Origin of the sequence: Brevundimonas sp. (assembly GCF_036732845.1) — a bacterium.
GTDB lineage: Bacteria > Pseudomonadota > Alphaproteobacteria > Caulobacterales > Caulobacteraceae > Brevundimonas.
Genome location: NZ_DAINBO010000021.1, coordinates 15,941 through 32,296, shown reverse-complemented (window position 1 = coordinate 32,296; position 16,356 = coordinate 15,941). Strand labels below are relative to the sequence as shown.

The 16,356-nt window shown below is 68.4% G+C and carries 17 protein-coding genes; 6 read left to right on the top strand and 11 right to left on the bottom strand.

Annotation, left to right across the window (positions count from 1 at the left end; genetic code table 11):
* Nucleotides 1-880: histone deacetylase family protein (locus V7D63_RS09000; protein ID WP_333591932.1), on the bottom strand; the 880-nt coding region annotated here is incomplete at its 3' end.
* Nucleotides 881-947: 67 nt separating this feature from the next.
* Between V7D63_RS09000 and V7D63_RS08995 the strand changes: the two genes are divergently transcribed.
* Genes V7D63_RS08995 through V7D63_RS08975 form a run of 5 tightly spaced genes read left to right on the top strand, consistent with a single transcriptional unit; the run spans nt 948 to nt 3,836 of the window.
* Complete coding sequence (locus tag V7D63_RS08995) at nt 948-1,475, top strand: GNAT family N-acetyltransferase (protein ID WP_333591931.1); 528 nt, start codon at nt 948-950, stop codon at nt 1,473-1,475.
* A 14-nt stretch (nt 1,476-1,489) separates the two neighbouring features.
* Nucleotides 1,490-1,774 carry a nucleotidyltransferase family protein gene (locus tag V7D63_RS08990; protein ID WP_333591930.1) on the top strand — a complete coding sequence of 95 codons (285 nt, stop codon included), beginning with the start codon at nt 1,490-1,492 and terminating at the stop codon, nt 1,772-1,774.
* 19 nt (nt 1,775-1,793) lie between these two features.
* Nucleotides 1,794-2,120 (top strand): HepT-like ribonuclease domain-containing protein, encoded by a 327-nt coding sequence (locus tag V7D63_RS08985; RefSeq protein WP_333591929.1) that lies wholly within the window; start codon nt 1,794-1,796, stop codon nt 2,118-2,120.
* The gene (locus tag V7D63_RS08980) at nt 2,120-3,298 is read left to right on the top strand and encodes a vWA domain-containing protein (RefSeq protein ID WP_333591928.1); all 1,179 of its coding nucleotides are present in this window, start codon (nt 2,120-2,122) and stop codon (nt 3,296-3,298) included. Before V7D63_RS08985 ends, V7D63_RS08980 begins: the two co-directional genes overlap by 1 nt.
* 40 nt (nt 3,299-3,338) lie before the next feature.
* Entirely contained in the window at nt 3,339-3,836 is a 498-nt protein-coding gene (locus V7D63_RS08975) for a hypothetical protein (RefSeq protein WP_333591927.1), read from the top strand.
* Nucleotides 3,837-3,849: 13 nt separating this feature from the next.
* Here V7D63_RS08975 and V7D63_RS08970 read toward each other — a convergent pair whose 3' ends face one another.
* The gene (locus tag V7D63_RS08970; RefSeq protein WP_333591926.1) at nt 3,850-4,806 is read right to left on the bottom strand and encodes a hypothetical protein; all 957 of its coding nucleotides are present in this window, start codon (nt 4,804-4,806) and stop codon (nt 3,850-3,852) included.
* Nucleotides 4,807-4,980: 174 nt separating this feature from the next.
* Between V7D63_RS08970 and V7D63_RS08965 the strand changes: the two genes are divergently transcribed.
* On the top strand, nt 4,981-5,688 hold the full coding sequence (locus V7D63_RS08965) for a hypothetical protein (protein ID WP_333591925.1): 708 nt from the start codon (nt 4,981-4,983) through the stop codon (nt 5,686-5,688).
* 31 nt (nt 5,689-5,719) lie between these two features.
* On the opposite strand, the gene flhA is transcribed toward V7D63_RS08965, so the two are convergent.
* The 9 genes from flhA to V7D63_RS08920 all read right to left on the bottom strand — a co-directional run bounded on the left by flhA (nt 5,720) and on the right by V7D63_RS08920 (nt 16,299).
* Complete coding sequence (gene flhA, locus V7D63_RS08960; RefSeq protein WP_333591935.1) at nt 5,720-7,810, bottom strand: flagellar biosynthesis protein FlhA; 2,091 nt, start codon at nt 7,808-7,810, stop codon at nt 5,720-5,722.
* Nucleotides 7,811-7,870: 60 nt separating this feature from the next.
* Nucleotides 7,871-8,761: a class A beta-lactamase gene (gene bla / locus V7D63_RS08955; RefSeq protein WP_333591924.1), complete on the bottom strand. Its 891-nt coding sequence runs from the start codon at nt 8,759-8,761 to the stop codon at nt 7,871-7,873.
* A gap of 5 nt (nt 8,762-8,766) precedes the next feature.
* On the bottom strand, nt 8,767-10,164 hold the full coding sequence (flbD, locus tag V7D63_RS08950; RefSeq protein WP_333591923.1) for a sigma-54-dependent transcriptional regulator FlbD: 1,398 nt from the start codon (nt 10,162-10,164) through the stop codon (nt 8,767-8,769).
* A 37-nt stretch (nt 10,165-10,201) separates the two neighbouring features.
* Nucleotides 10,202-10,468 (bottom strand): flagellar motor switch protein FliN, encoded by a 267-nt coding sequence (gene fliN / locus V7D63_RS08945; RefSeq protein ID WP_333591934.1) that lies wholly within the window; start codon nt 10,466-10,468, stop codon nt 10,202-10,204.
* Nucleotides 10,469-10,533: 65 nt separating this feature from the next.
* Nucleotides 10,534-11,196 (bottom strand): flagellar assembly protein FlbE, encoded by a 663-nt coding sequence (locus tag V7D63_RS08940; protein WP_333591922.1) that lies wholly within the window; start codon nt 11,194-11,196, stop codon nt 10,534-10,536.
* Entirely contained in the window at nt 11,196-12,230 is a 1,035-nt protein-coding gene (gene fliG / locus V7D63_RS08935; protein WP_333591921.1) for a flagellar motor switch protein FliG, read from the bottom strand. Before fliG ends, V7D63_RS08940 begins: the two co-directional genes overlap by 1 nt.
* Complete coding sequence (gene fliF, locus V7D63_RS08930) at nt 12,230-13,873, bottom strand: flagellar basal-body MS-ring/collar protein FliF (protein ID WP_333591920.1); 1,644 nt, start codon at nt 13,871-13,873, stop codon at nt 12,230-12,232. The genes fliG and fliF overlap by 1 nt, the downstream gene beginning before the upstream one ends.
* A 257-nt stretch (nt 13,874-14,130) precedes the next feature.
* A complete protein-coding gene (locus V7D63_RS08925; RefSeq protein ID WP_333591919.1) occupies nt 14,131-15,228 on the bottom strand; it encodes a Glu/Leu/Phe/Val family dehydrogenase in 1,098 nt (365 codons plus the stop codon).
* 75 nt (nt 15,229-15,303) lie between these two features.
* Complete coding sequence (locus V7D63_RS08920) at nt 15,304-16,299, bottom strand: alpha/beta fold hydrolase (RefSeq protein WP_333591918.1); 996 nt, start codon at nt 16,297-16,299, stop codon at nt 15,304-15,306.
* Between the last annotated feature and the right edge of the window lie 57 nt (nt 16,300-16,356).

The following is a 16,356-nucleotide window of genomic DNA, read 5'->3' as shown; positions in this document are numbered from 1 at the left end:
GGCCCAGTCCTTCAAGGTCGTAGCCGCCCTCAAGCGAGGAGACAACCTTGCCGCCGCATCGGGCGCGCGCGACCTCGACGACGGCGCGGGTCGCCCAGGCGAAATCCTCGGCCTCCAGCGACTGGTGCGCCAACGGGTCGCGGCGATGGGCGTCGAATCCCGCCGAGATCAGGATCAGGTCCGGCGCGAACGCGTCCAGCGCCGGCATCAGCCCGTCCGAGAAGGCGGCGCGCCAGTCCTGACGGCTGGCATGGGGGGCGATGGTGCGGTTGACGATGTTGCCGACGCCGGTCTCGGTTTCCAGGCCCGTGCCGGGATAGAGCGGCGCCTGGTGGATCGACCCCAGGAACAGGCCGGCGTCCGATTCGAAGGCCGCCTGAGTGCCGTTGCCGTGGTGGACGTCGAAATCGATGACGGCGATCCGCGCCAGGCCTTCCGCCTGGGCTACGCGGGCGGCGACGGCGACGTTGGAGAAGATGCAGAACCCCATCGACCGTCCCGGCTCCGCATGGTGGCCGGGCGGGCGCACGGCGGCGAAGGCGCGGGCCGTCTCTCCTCCCGCCACGGCCCGGACGGCGTCGATCACCGCCCCAGCCGCCAGACGGGCGGCGCGCAGGCTGCCGGGCGACATCACCGTGTCGGCGTCCAGCCGGACCATGCCCGAGGCGGGCGCGGCGTCCAGCACGGCCTGGACATAGGCGGCCGGATGCAGACGGGTCAGGTCGGGAACCGAAGCCTCGGTCGCGGCGCGGCCGTCGGCGGCCAAGCCCGCGTCGCCCAGGGCGTCCAGCACGGCGGTCAGGCGCTGGGACCGCTCCGGGTGACCCAGGCCGGTGTCGTGGGCCAGCATGTCGGGATGGGTGAACAGGGTCGCGGGCATCGGCGCGATGATAGGCGGAGCCGATGTCGCTGTCGCCGCCGTTGACCAAAGCGTGTATGCGGCGGCCATGGTCGAGACCCTGATCCGCCGCGCCCGTCCCGAAGACGCTCTGGCACTGACCGAAGTGGGGCGGCGCACCTTCATCGAGACCTTCGTCGAGGGGTTCGCCATCCCCTATCCCGAGGCGGACCTGAAGGCCTTTTTCGCCAAGAGTTTCGATATCGAGACCACCCGGGCGCGCCTGGCTGATCCGGCCGAGGCCTGGTGGGCCGGCGAGCGGGACGGCCAGATCGTCGCCTTCGCCAACGCCGGTCCCAACGGCCTGCCCCACCCGGATGCGACGCCCGGCCACGCCGAGTTGCGGCGGCTGTATGTGTCCAAGGCGGCCCAGGGCCTGGGCCTGGGCACGCGATTGTTCGACCTCGCCCTGGACTGGATGGAGGCGAACGGCGACGGGCCGCTGTGGATCGGCGTCTGGAGCGGCAATCTGAAAGCGCAGAAACTGTACGCCGCCTATGGCTTCCACAAGGCCGGCGAATACCAGTACCCGGTCGGCGACTGGCTGGACGACGAGTTCATTCTGCGGCGCGGATAGACTATATTCCCGCCATGACGCGGGACGAACTGCTGACCAAGCTGCGCGAACTGAAGCCCTGGCTGGAAGAGCAGGGCATCGTCAACGTGCGCCTGTTCGGCAGCTATGCGCGCGACGAGGCGGGACCGGACAGCGATGTGGATCTGTTGGTGGACCTCGCCAAACCTTTGGGGTTCCGATTCTTCAGCATCGAAGAAGACCTCTCGACGGCGGTCGGTGCGCGCGTCGAAATGGGCACGGCCAGAGCCATGACCGAACGTGTCCGAAATCACGCCGAGAGCGACGCCATTGCGATCTGACACCGACAATGACCTAGCGTTGCTCGACGTCATGATCGAGGCGCTGGATAAGGTCGCAGTTTACACCGCCAGCGTCTCGACCGATGAATTTCTGTCGAATGCCCTTGTTCAGGATGCGGTCGCACTGAACTTTCTGGTCGTCGGCGAATGCGCCAACACATTGACCAGCGCGACGAAAGCCAAGGCAGCCGCCGCACCCTGGCCAAGCATCATCTCGCTCCGTCACCGCATCGCCCATCGATACCAATCGGTCGATCGACTGACGATTTTCGGCTTGGCCGTGGATGATGCGGCTGATCTTCGATCGGTCCTGATCGACCTGCGACAGCTTATAGACGCCGCCTGATGCTGATCCCCTTCTTCACCGCCCTGCGCGACCACCGGGTTCCGGTGTCGATGAAGGAATGGCTGCATCTGATGGAGGCGATGGACCGCGATGTGGCCGGGGGCCGGGTCGAGGACTTCTATCACCTGTCGCGGGCGGTGCTGGTCAAGGACGAGAAACACTATGACCGGTTCGACCAGGCCTTCGCCAAGGCGTTCAAGGGCATAGAGAGCCTCGGGCCGGGCGAGGAGGTTTCCGCCGCCATCCCCGACGACTGGTTGCGGCTGTTGAACGAGAAATACCTGACCGACGAGGAGAAGGCCCAGATCGAGGCCCTGGGCGGGTTCGACAAGCTGATGGAGACGCTGAAGCAGCGGCTGGAGGAACAGCAGGGCCGCCACGAGGGCGGCAACCGCTGGATCGGCACGGGCGGAACCAGCCCGTTCGGCAACGGCGGCTACAATCCCGAGGGCGTGCGCATCGGCGGGACGTCGCGTCAGGGCCGGGCGGTCAAGGTCTGGGAAAAGCGCGAGTACAGGAACCTGGACGACACGGTCGAACTGGGCACGCGCAACATCAAGGTGGCCCTGCGCCGCCTGCGCCGCTTCGCCCGCGAGGGGGCGGCGGAAGAGCTGGACATGGACGGCACCATCGACGGCACGGCGCGTCAGGGCTGGCTGGACATCCGCATGCGGCCGGAACGGCGCAACACGATCAAGGTGCTGCTGTTCCTGGACATCGGCGGTTCGATGGACGCCCATGTGAAGCTGTGCGAGGAGCTGTTCTCGGCGGCCAGGACCGAGTTCAAGAACCTGGAGTTCTTCTACTTCCACAACTGCCTCTACGAAGGGGTGTGGAAGGACAATCGGCGTCGGCACGCCGAGCGCATCCCGACCTGGGACCTGATCCACAAATACCCCGGCGACTGGCGCGCGGTCTTCGTCGGCGACGCCTCGATGAGTCCGTATGAGGTGACCATGCCCGGCGGCTCGGTCGAGCACTGGAATGAAGAGGCGGGCGCGGTGTGGATGCGCCGGGCGCGCCAGCAGTGGGAGAAGTCGGTGTGGCTGAACCCGGTGGCCGAGCGGTATTGGGGCTATACGCCGTCGACCGGCATGCTGCGCGAGCTGATGGATGAGCGGATGTTCCCCCTGACGCTGGACGGGCTGGACCAGGCGATGCGCGCCCTGACGCGCTGAGACGTGCTAGAATGGTCTCGAATTCGAAAGGGACGCCGTCATGCTGATGACCGCCATGATCGCCGCCGTGCTGATGGTGCAGTCCGCCCCCGGCGGCGTGGTGTGGGAACAGGCCGCCGCGCCCGCGCCCACGGTCGAAGCGCCGGCGACGCCCCTGCCCGACCTGCCGGACTGGGCCAGGGCCGATCCCTTCGCCTGGGAGCGGGCGCAATGCAGTCCCCTGGTGCGCGGAACCGAAGACATGGGCGCCTGTCAGGCGCGGGTTCGCGCCGATCTGTACGCCGTCTTGGGCGACGACCTGCCGGACGGCCTGAGACCGGCGGCGCAACTGACGGACTGCGGGCCGCGGCCGGATGGCAACTACGCCCTGGCCTGCAACGCCCCGCGCCGCGAACCGGCCGTCCGCCAGGCGCCCGAACAGGACTGCCGCACCCGACCGCAACGTCAGGGCCAGGGCGTGGCCTGGACCCAGGACTGCCGCCCGTTGGGTTCGAGCGATCAGGAAGGCCTGCGCCTCAGGATCGGCGGACGGGACTGAGGCCGATCCCGCTTCAGGCGCCGATGACGCAGGCCGCGCGGGCCTGATCCAGCAACGGCTTCAGGCTGACGTGATCGACATAGAGCCTGCGCCAGACCGGATCGCAGGCCTCCAGCAGCATGGCCTCGCCCGCGCCATAGGGATAGACGGCGACCCGCCCCCGCCCGGCCAGGTCCGGCGATTTCAACTGTTGCAGCGTCGAGGCGCGGCGCGCGGCGGCGGCCCGGCGCACCGCCGGATCGGGCGACAGGGCGGCCGCCTCGATCTCGGACCAGCGGGCCACGCCCTCCTGCCAGAGCTGGAATTCGAAATAGCGCCAGTCGCGCTCGTCGACCGCGGCGGCCAAGCGTTTGCGGGCCTGCATATAGACCTCGAAGGCGCCGGCGAAGGCCGGGCCGCCGCGCGCCTCGACGGCGACGGCCAGGGCCAGGGAGGCCTGGGCGAAGGCGGCCGCCACATCCTTGCGGGCGTAGGGGAAGGGATAGTCGAGCATCCAGGTCCCGGTCTGGTCGTCGCCGCGCAAGCCCAGCGCCTCGACCCGCTCGTAATAGCCGGGGCGGCTGGTCTGCCACTGATGAAAATGCTCGTGCAGGATGGTGGCCTGCCACTCGGGCAGGGTCAGGTCCGTGGTCTCAGGCAGGCCGATCACCACCGTGGGCCGACCGTCCACGGCCGGAAAGGCGGCACGCAGACCGACCGCGAAGGTGCGGGCGCGCCAGGCCGTGGCGCAGCCCGTCGCCGGATCGGCCGGGCCGGGCGTGAACGTCGCCGCAGGGCCGAGGTGACAGAACAGGGTCTCGACCTGCGGCTGGACGATCAGGACGCCGAAGGGCGCGCCGTCCCAATCCTGCCAGAGGTCGCGAGCGGGACCCGAGACGACCGCCCGCGCGGCGGCCACGGCGGTCGGCAAGGCCGGGTCGAGCGTCGGAGCCGCCACGGCGGCCTGCATCAGCATGGCGGCGATCAGCACGGTCCCCCCTCCCGGCTCGGGTCAAGTCGGGCCGGACGCTGGAGCGGCCTTGGGGCCAAACTTGGGCGTTCGCCCGCCAGGCGACGAGCCGCCCGCGACACGCAATAGGAGAACAAGCTGCGCAATACCCCGGTCTTGGGTTAGGCTGGCCGTTCGGCAATCGGGAAGACACGCATGATCTGGTGGTGGTGGATACTGCCGGCCGTCGTCGGCGGCTTGGGGCTGATCCTGGTTCTGTCCAGTCTGGGCGGGCTGTTCCGAGGCCGGTTCTTCAGCGGCCTGCTGGGCACGACCGTCGGCGGAGCGGCCCTGTTCGCGGCGTCCGTCGCGGCCCTGGCCGGGCTGAACGTCCAGACCTATGGGCGGCTGACCTATGAACAGCCGGTGGCGACCCTGCAGTTGAAACAGATGGGTCCGCAATATTTCGAGGCCACGGTGGTCCAGCCCGCCATGGGAGACGCTCATCCCGCCACAACCACCGTCTATCCGCTGCACGGCGACGAATGGCGGGTCGAGGCCCAGGTGCTGAAATGGAAGCCGTGGGCCAATGTGCTGGGGCTGGACAGCCAGTACCGGCTGGACCGCCTGTCGGGCCGTTACCAATCCATCGAGCAGGAGATCAACGGCGTGCGCAGCGTGCACTCGCTGCGGCCGGTCGAGGATGTGGGTCCCCTGCCCTGGCGCATCGACGTCTGGGACGCGGCGCGCAAATACCGCAAATGGGTCGATCCGGTGGACACCCTGTACGGCGGCGCGGCCTATATGCCGATGGCCGAGGGCGCGCGCTACGAGGTCTGGCTGACCCAGTCCGGCCTGATCGCCCGCCCCGCCAACGAACAGGCGCGCAACGCCTCCGCCGGTGGCTGGACGCAGGTGAACTAGACGCCTTCCCTCCTTAGGAGGAGAAGGAAGATCAGACCGTGCCGATGGTGCGCAGACGGGCCTTGGGGTGGATCTCGTTCTGGCTCATGACCACGGTCTGGCCGCGGAACCGTTCGATGATCGAGCGGACGTAGGGCCGGATCGCCGGGCCGGTCAGCAACACGGCCGTTTCGCCCGCCATGGCCGCGCGTTCGAACACGTCGCGGACGCTGCGGATGAAGTCCTGAAGGCGCGACGGGGCCATGGCCAACTGTTTCTCCTCGCCCTGACCGACCAGGCTTTCGGCGAAGGCGGCCTCCCATTCCGGCGACAGGGTGACGATGGGCAAGGCGCCGTCGTCGCCCTTGTGCTGCCAGCACAGTTGCCGGGCCAGGCGGCCGCGCACGTGCTCGACCAGGCCGGTGACGCTGGTGGTGTGGGGCGCCGCCTCGGCCAGACCTTCCAGGATGGCGCCCAGGTCGCGGATCGAGACCTTCTCGCGCAGCAGGGCCTGAAGCACCCGTTGCAGCGTGGTGGTGGTGACGACCGCCGGGATCAGCTCCTCGACCAGCTTCTTCTCTTCCGCCCCGACCTCCTTCAGCAGTTTGGAGACCTCGGCGTAGGACAGCAGGTCGGCCATGTTCTCCTTGAGGATCTCGGTCAGGTGGGTGGTCAGCACCGTCGACGGATCGACGATGGTGTAGCCGCGGAAGGTGGCCTCTTCGCGCAAGCTCTCGTCGATCCAGGTGGCGGGCAGGCCGAAGGCCGGTTCGCGCGTGTGTTCGCCGGGCAGTTCGACCTGGCGGCCCGCCGGGTCCATCGCCATCAACTGGCCCAGGCGCACCTCGCCCTGGCCGGCCTCCATCTCCTTGATGCGGATGGCGTAGCCCTGGGTCGGCAGGCGCATGTTGTCGAGAATGCGCACCGACGGCATGACGAAGCCGTACTCCTGCGCCAATGAGCGGCGCAGGGCGCGGACCTGATCGGTCAGGCGGCGGCCCTCCAGATCGTTGATCAGCGACAACAGGGAATAGCCCAGCTCGATCTTGACCTCGTCGATGGTCAGGGCCGTGCCGATGGGTTCCTCGACATCATCCTTGGGCTTGGCGGCGGCGGCGGCCTCGGCCTCGGTCGGTCCCTGGGGTTTCAGCCGGTCGCGGCCCAGGCGCCAGGCCATGACGCCCGAACCGATCGCCAGGGCGGCGAAGGGGATCAGGGGCATGCCGGGAATCAGACCGATCAGGCCCGCCGCGCCCGAGACCACGCCCAGGCTGACGGGGTTGGTGGCGAGCTGGCTGACCAGGGCCTTGTCCGCCGTGCCCTCGACGCCCGCCTTGGACACCAGGAAGCCGGCGGCGATCGAGATGATGATGGCCGGGACCTGGGTCACCAGGCCGTCGCCGATGGTCAGTTGCACATAGGCGTTGGCCGCGTCGCCAAACGCCATCTGATGCTGGACCACGCCGATCAGAATGCCGCCGATGGCGTTGATGAAGGTGATGATCAGCCCGGCCACGGCGTCGCCGCGCACGAATTTCGAGGCGCCGTCCATGGCCCCGAAGAAGGTCGATTCCTGCTCCAGCTCCTTGCGGCGCTTCTTGGCCTCGTCCTCGGTGATCAGACCGGCCGACAGATCGGCGTCGATGGCCATCTGCTTGCCCGGCATGGAGTCCAGGGTGAAGCGGGCCGAGACCTCGGCGATGCGGGTCGAACCCTTGGTGATGACCACGAAATTCACCACCAGGATGATGGCGAAGATGATGATGCCGATGATGAAGCTGCCGCCCATCATCAGACTGCCGAAGGCCTTGATCACCTGACCGGCGGACTCCGGCCCTTCGTGACCGTGGCTGAGGATCAGGCGCGTCGAGGCCAGGTTCAGACCCAGGCGGAACAGGGTCGAAACCAGCAGCACCGTGGGGAAGATGGCGAAGTCCAGCGGCTTCTTCATCATCACGGCGGTCATCAGGATCAGCACCGACGAGACCAGCGAGATCGCCAGCAGCAGATCCAGCAGGAATTTCGGCACCGGCAGGATCAGCAGCAGGACGACGCCGATCACGCCGACGGCCATGCCGACCTCGCCGCGCGCCAGCCAGCCCAGCATGTCCTTGCCGGTCGGACGGGCCATGCCGTCCTTCATGATCACCGCGTCGGTCATCTACGCCCCCACTGACGTGCAGTGGACGGCGAGTCGGGGCGATCAGCCATGACCGAACGCCTTCAGAGCCAAACGCGCCGCCTGGGCGATCACACCCTCATTGGCCGGACTGTCCTGGGCGGCGTGATAATAGACGGCCAGCACGATGGGCGCGCCCGTCGGCGGGTACAGCACGCCGATGTCATTGGTCGGGCCATAGCCGCCCGTGCCGGTCTTGTGCGCCACGCGCCAGCCGTCGGGAACCCCCGCCTTGATGCGGTCGGGACCGGTCGGGGCGTCGAACATCCATCGCAGCAGCTTGGCCTTTGACGCGGGCGCCAGGGGCGTGTCGGCCGACAGGAACAGGCGTTGGAGATTGTTCACCGAGCGCAACGGTTGGATGGTGTCCTTGTCGCCGTCCAGGCGGTTCATCTCAGGCTCGAAGCGGTCGACGCGCGTCGTCGTGTCGCCGATGGAGCGGTAGAAGGCTTGCATCGCCTCCAGTCCGCCCATGGCCTTGAGCAGGATGTTGGCGGCGGGGTTGTCGCTGACCTCGACCGTGCCCTTCATCAACAGTTCGACCGACAGGGTCGAGCCGATGGCCGGTTCGGTGACGGGCGCGTGATTGATCATGTCGGCGCGCGTGATCGGGACCTGGCGATCCAGATCTTCCTGGCCGTTCTGAACGCGGATCAGGGTGGCGGCCGCCAGATACATCTTGAAGGTCGAGCAATAGACGAACCGCTCCTCGCCCCGCCAGGCCAGGGTGCGGCCCGTGCCGGTGTCGCGCGCCGCGAAACCCAGACGCCCGCCGTGATCGCGTTCCAGCGCGGACAGGTCGAAGACCTCGGGCGCGGCGGGGATCGGCGTCGTCGCCTCTTCACGCACGGAACAGCCCATCAGGCCGGCGGCGGCCAGGCCGGTCAGAACGGCTCTGCGGTCGGCGCCGGACATGGCCGTCAGCCCATGCCGATGGCGTAGCCGGCGGCGACGCCGGACTGGGGCGCCGGGATCGGCGTGCCCTCGTCGGCGTATTCGTTCAGCTTGTTGCGCAGGGTGCGGATCGAAATGCCCAGGATGTTGGCCGCATGGGTGCGGTTGCCCAGGCAGTGGCCCAGGGTGTCCAGGATCAGCGTCTTCTCCATCTGAGCGACCGTCTGACCGACCATCGACCGCGTCAGGGCGTCCGCCGCCTGGGCCGCGCGTCCGGCGGGACCGGCGTCATAGGTCGAGGGGGTCGAGGCGCCGATCAACGGTTGACCGTCCGGCAGGCGGATGGCCTCGACATCGATCTCGGGACCGACGGCCAGCAGGACGGCCCGGTGCATGGCGTTCTCCAGTTCGCGGACGTTGCCGGTCCAGCGATGGGCGACCAGGGCGCGGCGGGCGTCAGCCGACAGAGCGCGCACCGGCACGCCGTTGGCGGCGGCGTATTTCTTGACGAAATGATCGGCCAGCACGGCGATGTCGCCCGGCCGCTCGCGCAGGGCGGGCAGCCGCAGGTTCACGACGTTCAGGCGGTACAGAAGGTCCTCGCGGAAGGTCCCTTCCGACACGGCGCGGGCCAGGTCGCGGTTGGAGGTGGCGATGATGCGGATGTCGACCTTGACCGGCTTGGCGCCGCCGACGCGGTCGATGACCCGTTCCTGGATCGCGCGCAGCAGCTTGGCCTGAAGCCGGGCGTCCATCTCGGAAATTTCGTCCAGCAGCAGGGTGCCGCCGTCGGCCTCTTCGAACTTGCCGATGCGACGAGCCACGGCGCCGGTGAAGGCGCCCTTCTCATGCCCGAACAGTTCGGATTCCAACAGGTTGTCGGGAATGGCGGCGCAGTTGACGCTGATGAAGGGTTTATCCGCGCGACGCGAGTTCTGGTGCAGGTGACGGGCCATCACCTCCTTGCCGACGCCGCTTTCGCCGGTGATCAGGATCGAGGCTTCCGAACGGGCCACCTGATCGGCCAGGGCGATGACCGCCTTCATCGACGGATCGGCCGAGATCATCGGCCGCTCGTCGTCGGCCACGGCGGCCAGGACGGCGGCGATCAGATCGGCGTCGGGCGGAAGCGGAATGAACTCCTTGGCCCCGGCCTTGATGGCGGCGGCGGCGTCGGAGGCTCCGGCGTCGACGCCGCAGGCGACCACCGGCACATGGATGCGCTCGGCGTCATTGGCGGCGATCAGGGCGCCGATGTCGATGCGGTAGTCGACCATCAAGAGGTCGGCCCCCTGCCCGCGCCGCAGTTGCTCGGTCGCCTGATCGGCGCGCTCGACGTGCTGGACCTTGGCGCCGTGGGCCATGGCCATCTTCACGGCCTGGGCCAGTTGCCCGCTCAGTCTGCCAACCACCAGAAGCCGCATGGGTCTTCTCCTCTAAATCTCTACAGCAGGCGGCCGATCAGGCGCCCGAGTCCTCGGTCTTGATGATTTCCGTCATGGTCACGCCCAGCCGGTCCTCGACGACGACGACCTCGCCGCGGGCGACCAGGCGGTTGTTGACGAAGATGTCGATGGCCTCGCCGACCTTGCGGTCCAGCTCCAGCACGCTGCCGCGATTCAGCTTCAGCAACTGGGCCACCGACATGTGGGCCTTGCCCAGCACGGCCGAAATGTTCACCGGCACGTCGAAGACGGTCGACAGGTCGGAGGCCGACTTCTCGCTCATGTCGTCGGCGGTGGTCAGGGCGGTGGAGTCCGGAAACTCCTCCAGGGCCAGGTCTTCGGGCGTCGTCACAGCGCGCTCCCATCAGGCAGGGTTTCAGCATGGCCGGCCTCGGCGGCGAGGGCGGCGGAAAGGGCGGCGGCCATCCGCTCGGCGGCGGCGGCGGGGTCGTAGTCGGCGCGGCCGTCGGCCCATTCCAGGCGGAAGGCGGCGGGCGACGACATCGGCTCCTCGCGGAACAGGACGGCGCCCGCGAAGCCCGCATCGGCGCACAGGGCTTCGATCGCGTGGCGGGTTTCGCCGCTCAGACCGGCGGCCTGAACCACCAGCCGGGGCGAGGCCTCGATCTCTTGGGACAGGGCCTCCAGCGCGGTCTTCATCGGGCCCAGGGGGAAATGATCCAGCGCCGCTCCGGCGACGACCCGACCGGCCGTCAGGGCCAGTTCGGCCGACTGTTCGCGGTGCGCCTGGGCCACGCCCGCCAGGGCCGGCATGGCCTGGGCCAGGGCCTGGGCGATGGTCGACAGGGCCATGGCGCGCATGGACTCGACCTCGCCCAAGGCCGCCTCGCGCGCTTCCAGCCGCGCCTGGGCGACCAGAGCCTCGACCTCGGCGGGCGCATAGGCGCGCTTGATCGGCCGGAAGCTCGACGCGGTCAGCACGGCGCCGGTGTCGCTGAATTCGGTGTCGAAGGCGAAGGGCCGGCCGCGAAGGGAGGAGGACTGGGTCATCAGTAGATCAACTCGTCGTCGCTGCCCTGGCCGACCAGCATGATCTCGCCCTTGGCGGCCAGATCCTTGGCCACCTGGACCATGGCCATCTGGGCGGTGTCGACGTCCTTCAGCCGGACGGGACCCATGGCGTCCATGTCCTCGCGCATGATCTTGGAGGCGCGCTCGGACATGTTGGAGAAGAAGAGTTCGCGCAGGGATTCCGAGGACCCTTTCAGGGCCAGGCCCAACTGATCCTTCTCGACCGCGCGCAACAGGGTCTGGATGCCGCCGGGGTCCAGCTTGGCCAGATCCTCGAACACGAACATCAGGGCGCGGATGCGCTCGGCCGCCTCGCGGTTGCGTTCCTCCAACGCGCCGATGAAGCGGGCCTCGGTCTGGCGATCGAAGCTGTTGAAGATCTCGGCCATCATCTCGTGGCTGTCGCGCTTGGAGGTGCGCGCCAGGTTCGACATGAACTCGGTGCGCAGGGTCTGTTCGATCTTGTCCAGAATCTCGCGCTGGACCGGCTCCATGCGCAGCATCCGCTGAACGCATTCCAGGGCGAAGTCCTCGGGCAGGCTGGTCAGGACGCGGGCGGCGTGGTCCGACTTGATCTTGGACAGGACCACCGCGACCGTCTGCGGGTATTCGTTCTTCAGATAGTTGGCGAGAACCGCCTCGTTCACATTGCCCAGCTTGTCCCACATGGTGCGGCCGGCGGGACCGCGGATCTCCTCCATCAGGCCTTCGACGCGTTCGGCGGGCATGAAGGCGGTCAACAGGCGCTGGGTCTGCTCGAAACTGCCCATGACCGAACCCGAGCCGCTCATGCCCGAGACGAATTCGACCAGCAGCTCTTCGACCACATGAGACGAGACCGTGCCCAGGGTGGCCATGGCCTGGGAGATCTCCTTGATCTCGTCCTCATCCAGGTTGGACCACAGGCGCGTGTGGTCCTCGCCCAGCGAAAGCAGGACGACGGCGGCCTTTTCAGGTCCCGTCAGCTTTCGGACGTCCTCGACCGCAGGTTTTTTGTTGAGCAGCCTGGCCATCAGCCTTCATGCACCCAACTGCGGAGGATGGCGGTGGATTCGTCGGGGTGTTTATCGACGAACTCGGCGACCTTCTTGACCGAGGAGGCCTTCACCTGACCCTCGATGCGGGCGATGTCGAGGCGCTGATCCATCTCCGAGGGCGGGGCCAACTGACCCGCGGCGCCGCCCGCGCCGCCGCCGACCAAAGTGGTTTGCAGATGGGCGACCGAAGGCCCGCCGCCCGCGCCGGCCAGGGCAGGCGCGCCCATGCCGCCCGACGCCGTCTTCAGCAAAGGCCGCAGGACGAAGAAGATCAGCAGCAGGCCGGTGATCAGCAGGACCAAAAGCTCGACCCCGCGCATGATGTCGTTCTTGTTGAAGTCGAACAGCGAGTTCTTGGCCTCGGCCCCGCCCTCGGCGGCGGAGGTGTCGCGGGCGAACCTCTGGCCGATGACCTCGATCTTGTCGCCGCGCTGGGCGTCGATGCCGACGGCGGCGGCGACCAAGGCCTTGATCTGTTCGATCTCGGCCGCCGTACGCGGCGTGAAGGTCCCCTCGCCCCGGCCGTTGGCGGGCGGGGTGTATTTGCCGTCCACGGCGACCGAGACCGACAACTTCTTGATCTCGCCCGGCTCTTTCACCGTGGTGGTGGTGGTGTTGGAGATCTCATAGTTGGTCGTCTCGGTGTTGGCGGTCGAACGCGAGCCGAGCGGGGTGGTGGCCGGGGCCTGGCCGCCGGGAATGTTGTTGGTCGCGGTGGCGGCGCCGTCGGAAACGCCAGTGGTGTCCTGGTCTTCCGTGCCGTTGGTCGAGGTCGAGCGGACGACCTGGCCGTCGGGATCGAACCGCTGCTCCTGGGTGGTCGAGCGGCTGTGGTCGATTTCGGCCGTGACCTGGACGCGGGCGGCGCCGACGCCGACGACCCCCTCGACGATGTCCTTGATGCGGGCCTGAAGCTGGGCCTCGGTGGTGGCCTTGGCCTCTTCGGCCGAGGCGCTGGAGAACTCGCCGCCCTCGGAGCCGGCGGCCAGGGTGCGGTTGGCGGTGTCGGTGACGGTGACCTTTTCGGGCTTCAGGCCCGGCACGGACGAGGCGACGACGTTGCGGATGCCCTGGACCTGATCGCCCGACAGGGCGCGGCCGCCCACGCCGACGACCACGGCCGCCGTCGGTTCGGCAGCCTCGGCCTGGAACATCTCGCGGCGCGGCATGACGATGTGGACGCGGGCGGTGCTGATGCCGCGATAGGACAGGATGGTGCGCGCAAGTTCGCCTTCCAGAGCACGCTTTTCATTGAGATTTTGCTGGAATTCGGTCTGGCCCAGCACCGACTGGTTGTCGAAGATCTCATAGCCGACCGAGCCGGAGGTTACGAGACCTTTGGACGCCGCCAGCATGCGGGCCGTGCCGACCTCGTCGCGATGGACCATGATGGTCGAGCCGTCGCCGCGGCTGGCGTATTTGATCCCGGCCTGGTCCAGGGCCTGGGTGACCTCGCCGGCCTCCTGCAGGTCGAGGTTGGAATACAGCAGGGCGTCGGGCGCCTGGCCGATGCGCAGCATCACGGCCACCAGCACCGCCGCCACGCCGGCGGCGACGCCCAGCATCACGGTCAGACGACCGATCCCAAACCGTTGCAACGCCGCTGTAAAGCCGCCCACGCGTCCCCGCCCAGATACTGGCGGGCGTCACCGATCCGCCCGCTAGGCAGAAAGTGCCGCCCGCATGGTAAATGGGGCGTTAAGTCTCGACACGGAACGCAGTTTTCTCCCTCCCCGGAGCGGGGAGGGTGTCTGAGCCGAAGGCGAAGACGGGTGGGGGCGGCTCGGCACGTCAGGCTCGGTGCGTGTGTCGCCTAGCCCTCCCCACCCGGCGCTTCGCGCCACCCTCCCCGAACGGGGAGGGAGAGTCTTGGGCCTCAGGCCGCCTTGCGGGCTTCGCCCTTGTCGGCCGCGGCGGCGCGGATGCGGGCCTCGGCGATGGCGTCGGCGATCTCGTGGGTCGGGCGCTTTTCGGCGGCCGAACGCTCCAGGATCTCTTCCAGCGTCTCCATCAGGCGGGTCAGCTTGCCCTCGACCCAGGCCGGATCATAGGCGCCGCCGGTCTGGCGGGCCTTCATCTCGGAGGCGACGTTGATGATGCCGCCGCCGTTGACGACATAGTCGGGCGCGTACAGCATGCCGCGGTCGAACAGGGCCTGGCCGATGTCGGCCGTGGCCAATTGGTTGTTGGCGGCGCCGACCACCGCCTTGACCGTCAGCCGGTCCAGCGTCTCGGGGTTCAACGTCGCGCCCAGGGCGCAGGGGGCGTAGATGTCGGCCTGGACGTCATAGATGGCGTCCGGCGCCACGATCTCGGCGCCGGTGCGGGCGGCGACTTCGCTCAGCAAGGCGGTGTTGACGTCGGTCATGACCAGCTTGGCCCCGGCCTTGTGCAGCTTGTCGGCCAGATAGCCGCCGACGTGGCCGATGCCCTGGACCGCGACGGTCAGGCCGGTCAGGTCGTCCTGTCTCCACAGCCGACGGGCGGCCACCAGGGTCGAGCGGAACACGCCCTCGGCGGTCACCGGGCTGGGATCGCCCGAGGCTTCCGGCCCGTCGTTCAGGCCCAGGACGTACGGCGTCTCCTTGCGGGCCTCGGCGATGTCGGCGACCGATACGCCCACGTCTTCGGCCGAGTAATAGCAGCCGCCCAGGGTGTTCAGCGCGCGGCCGAAGGCGCGGAACAGTTCGGGGGTCTTCTGGGTGCGGCTGTCGCCGATGATGACCGACTTGCCGCCGCCCATCTCCAGGTCCGCGACGGCGTTCTTATAGCTCATGCCCTTGGACAGGCGCAGCACGTCTTCCAGCGCCTCGGCCGACGAGGCGTAGTCCCACATGCGGCAGCCGCCGACGGCCGGGCCGCGCGCGGTTGAGTGCACCGCAACAATGGCTTTCAGGCCTGTTTTTTCATCGAAAAAGCTGTGGACGCCTTCGTGATTCGCGAAGGACGGGGAATCGAACAGCGTCTTGCCCATAACAGGCCTTTCCTGGGGTTTTATTTTTCTTTGCGCGCCAAATACGCCGATCACAGGGCGGCGGCAAGCTGGGCCTTATCGTGGAACCGGGCCGCCCAGCGCGTCCAGCACCGGCGTCGGGCGGGACGGCAAGGGCTGGGACGGGTCCAGGAAAAAGGCCAGGGCGTCGCGATAGACGACCTCGGCGTTCAGGTCGCGGTTCAGCAGATGGCGCCCCTGGGGGTACCAGGCGGTGCGCAGGTTCGGCGCGTCGCCGGCCTGTTCCAGGGCGCGGCGCATCGGTCCCTTGGCGACGACCCGATCATCGGCTCCGTACATCAGCAAGGTCGGACGACGAACCTGGCCCAGGCGGGTCGAGGCCGTCTCCATCAGATCGACCAGGCCGGACAGGGTGTCGAACCGGGTCTGGACCACACTGGCCGGATCGCGGCCGTTGCGGATCAACTCGACCATATTGTCCGAGGCCAGGATGCGGCGGGTCACGAATGCGGGCGTCCCTACGGCGTGATCGCCCATGGCGCGGGCCGCGACCCACAGGGCCGCCCCGTTCAGCGGTCCCTGGCTGGACCAGCCCCAGACGCCCGGCGCCAGCAACAGCACGCGGTCGGCGGCGGGCGGATCGTCCGAGGCGAAGGCGGCGATGGCGACCGAGCCGCCCATGCTTTCCCCCACCACGATCACCGGAACGCCCGGCCGCGCGGCCCGGACCAGGGCCGTGACGTCGCGCAGGTCGTCGGTCATGGCCGTCTCTCCGGCCCAGACGCCCTTGCCCGGCGAACGGCCGAAGCCGCGCTGGTCATAGGCCCAGGTCTCGACCCCGTGCTCAGCCCACCAGGGTCCGGCCAGGCGGAAGGCGGCGTAGGTGTCGTTCATGCCATGCAGGGCCACCACCACCGCGCGCGGCGGCCCATCCGGCGTCCAGCGCAGATACGACAGGCGTGCGCCGTCACGGACCACCAGAGCGCGATCCTCGATGCGCGGCCCGGCGAACCCGGCGGGCGGCGTCGACGGCGCCTGCACCATCGGCGCGGCGCAGGCCGACAGGAGGAGCGCAACGGCCACCACACCCATTTTCCGTGCATCCCGGCGAAAGCCGGGACCCAGGACTTTGGATGATGATTGCTGACC

Coding starts and splice junctions, on each gene's coding strand:
- V7D63_RS08995 (WP_333591931.1), top strand. CDS start 948: ATGGTCGAGACCCTGATCCGCCGCGCCCGTCCCGAAGACGCTCTGGCA.
- V7D63_RS08990 (WP_333591930.1), top strand. CDS start 1,490: ATGACGCGGGACGAACTGCTGACCAAGCTGCGCGAACTGAAGCCCTGG.
- V7D63_RS08980 (WP_333591928.1), top strand. CDS start 2,120: ATGCTGATCCCCTTCTTCACCGCCCTGCGCGACCACCGGGTTCCGGTG.
- V7D63_RS08975 (WP_333591927.1), top strand. CDS start 3,339: ATGCTGATGACCGCCATGATCGCCGCCGTGCTGATGGTGCAGTCCGCC.
- V7D63_RS08965 (WP_333591925.1), top strand. CDS start 4,981: ATGATCTGGTGGTGGTGGATACTGCCGGCCGTCGTCGGCGGCTTGGGG.
- flhA (WP_333591935.1), bottom strand. CDS start 7,810: ATGAAGGACGGCATGGCCCGTCCGACCGGCAAGGACATGCTGGGCTGG.
- bla (WP_333591924.1), bottom strand. CDS start 8,761: ATGTCCGGCGCCGACCGCAGAGCCGTTCTGACCGGCCTGGCCGCCGCC.
- flbD (WP_333591923.1), bottom strand. CDS start 10,164: ATGCGGCTTCTGGTGGTTGGCAGACTGAGCGGGCAACTGGCCCAGGCC.
- fliN (WP_333591934.1), bottom strand. CDS start 10,468: ATGAGCGAGAAGTCGGCCTCCGACCTGTCGACCGTCTTCGACGTGCCG.
- V7D63_RS08940 (WP_333591922.1), bottom strand. CDS start 11,196: ATGACCCAGTCCTCCTCCCTTCGCGGCCGGCCCTTCGCCTTCGACACC.
- fliG (WP_333591921.1), bottom strand. CDS start 12,230: ATGGCCAGGCTGCTCAACAAAAAACCTGCGGTCGAGGACGTCCGAAAG.
- V7D63_RS08925 (WP_333591919.1), bottom strand. CDS start 15,228: ATGGGCAAGACGCTGTTCGATTCCCCGTCCTTCGCGAATCACGAAGGC.
- V7D63_RS08920 (WP_333591918.1), bottom strand. CDS start 16,299: ATGGGTGTGGTGGCCGTTGCGCTCCTCCTGTCGGCCTGCGCCGCGCCG.